The following is a 2651-nucleotide window of genomic DNA, read 5'->3' on the forward strand; positions in this document are numbered from 1 at the left end:
CCGCATCGCGCTCGCCTGCCGGGAGCGCCAGCAGTCGGCCGGTCAGCTCCGAGCCGCCGGCCGAGCCGGCCCGAGCGGCCCGACGTGCCGGGACCCGGACCAGCCCGCGCAGCAGAGCGGGCAGCGTGCCGGCCGCGGCCTGGGCCCGCAGGGCGGCGAGGTCGAGGCGCATCGGCACCAGCGCCGCCTCGCCCGTCGCGGTGGCGGCGTCGAGCAGGGTCAGGCCCTCGGCCGAGGAGAGCCCGTAGATGCCACCGCGGCTCATCCGCTGGACGTCGAGCTCGTCCAGGCTGCCGACCATGCCGCTGCTGTCGGCCCACGGGCCCCAGGCGAGGGAGGTGGCGGCGAGGCCCTGGGCCCGACGTCGGCGCGCCAGCGCGTCCAGGAAGACGTTCGCGGCGGCGTAGTTGCCCTGACCAGGGCTGCTCAGCGTGCCAGCGGCCGAGGAGAAGAGCACGAACGCGGAGAGGTCCGAGGTGAGTTCGTGCAGGTTGAGCGCCGCGTCCAGCTTCGGACGCAGCACCGTGTCGAGACGCTCCGGCGTGAGCGAGGAGACGATCCCGTCGTCCAGCACACCGGCCGTGTGCACCACACCCGTCACCCGGTGCTGCGCCAGCAGCGCGGCCAGCGCCTCACGGTCCGCGACATCGCACGCCGCGACCGTCACGTCCGCACCCGACTCGCGCAGCTCAGCCACGAGTTCCGCAGCACCCGGCGCGTCCGCGCCACGCCGCGAGACCAGCAGCAGGCTCCGCACCCCGTGCTCGGACACCAGATGACGGGCCACCAGACCACCCAGCATCCCGGACGCACCGGTCACCAGCACTGTGCCGTCAGCGTCGAACACCGGCACCGGCTCGACAGCGGCGGCCACCCGGGCCAGCCGGGATGCGCGCAGAGCGCCGCCACGGACCGCCAGTTCGGGCTCGCCCGCCGTCAGCGCGGCCGACAGGGCCTCGCGGGAGAAGTCGCCGCCGTCGACGTCCAGCAGCACCAGCCGGTCGGGGTTCTCCCCCTGCGCGGCGCGGACCAGGCCCCAGACCGGGGCGTGGGTGAGGTCGGTGAGGGCGTTCTCGTCGACCTCGACCGCGCCACGGGTCACCAGGACCAGGCGGGAGGCGGCGAACCGGTCGTCCGCCAGCCACTCCTGGACGACGGCGAGCGCGCCGTGCAGCGCGGCCCGGACGGCGTCGGCGGTGGCCTCGGCGTCGGTCTCGGCGTCGGTCTCGGCGTCGGCGTCCAGTGTCAGGAACACCGCGTCGGGGACGGCGAGACCGCCGTCCACCGCCGCGCCCAGCGCGGCCAGGTCGGCGAAGACACGGGTGCCGCTCCCGGCCACGGCCGGCTGTTCGGCGCCCAGCGCGGCCCAGCGGCCGGCCGGTGCCGCCGACACCGGCAGCGCGACCCACTCCACCCGGAACAGCGACTCCACGAACCCACCGCGGGCGCTGCGCACCTGGCGGTCGGAGACCTCACGGGAGACCAGCGACTCGACCACGGCGACCGGCTGTCCGGTCTCGTCGGCCAGCAGCAGTGCGGCGGCGTCCTGGTTGCGCTCGGAGAGCCGCAGCCGCAGCGCGCCCGCGCCGGTCGCGTACAGGGTCACGCCGTTCCAGGCGAACGGAATGCGGGCCTGGCGGGGCGTCTCGGCGCCCGCAGGTCCGGTGATGTCGAGGCCGAGTGCGTGCAGCGCGGAGTCCAGCAGCGCGGGGTGCAGGCCGTAGAGTGCGGCCTCCTCCTGCGCGGCATCCGGCAGACGGAGCTCGGCATAGACGTCGCCGGCGTGGCGCCAGGCGGCGCGCAGGCCCTGGAAGACCGGGCCGTAGCCGAAACCGGCGGCGGCCAGGCGCTCGTAGAGGTCCGTCACGTCGACCTCGACCGCACCGGCCGGGGGCCACTCGACCAGCTCGAACGCCGGGTCCGCCGCGACGGCGGGGGCGAGCAGGCCGGTGGCGTGACGGGTCCACGCGTCCTCGGCGAGCCCGTCCTCCAGCCGCGAGTGCACGGTCAGCGGGCGGCGGCCGGACTCGTCCGCCGCGCCCAGCGCCAGTCGCAGCTGCGCGCCGCCCCGCTCGGGCAGGACGAGCGGCGCTTCGAGCGTCAGCTCCTCCAGCACCGAGCAGCCGACGCCGTCGCCGGCCCGGATCGCCAGCTCGACGAAGGCGGTGCCGGGCAGCAGGATCGAGCCCATCACGGCGTGGTCGGCCAGCCACGGGTGCGACTGCACCGAGAGCCTGCCGGTGAACACCACGCCGTCCGCGTCGGGCAGTTCGACGCTGGCGCCGAGCAGCGGGTGCCCGGTTGCGCCCAGCCCGATCGACGTCACGTCCCCCATCGCCAGCAGCGGCGTGCGCGGCCAGTAGCGCTGGCGCTGGAAGGCGTAGGTGGGCAGGTCGACGCGCTGCGCGCCGGTACCGGCGTAGAACGCCGTCCAGTCGACGGTCACGCCGCGCACGTACGCCTGGGCGAGGGCCGTCGTCAGCGTGCGGACCTCCGGGCGCTCCGCCCGCAGCACCGACGCGAACGCGGTGCCGTCCTCAGTGGCGCAGTCCTGGCCCATCGCGGACAGCACGCCGTCCGGGCCGAGCTCCACGAACGTGCGCACGCCCTGGGCCTCCAGGGCAGCGACCCCGTCGCGGAACCGAACCGCC

At 75.9% G+C, this 2651-nt stretch carries 1 protein-coding gene; it reads right to left on the minus strand.

The window, feature by feature from the left end:
- A partial coding sequence (locus TR48_RS37755) for a type I polyketide synthase (protein WP_152628410.1) occupies positions 1-2651 on the minus strand: 2651 nt, incomplete at both ends.

The organism is Streptacidiphilus neutrinimicus (genome assembly GCF_000787815.1).
Classification (GTDB): Bacteria; Actinomycetota; Actinomycetes; order Streptomycetales; family Streptomycetaceae; genus Streptacidiphilus; species Streptacidiphilus neutrinimicus.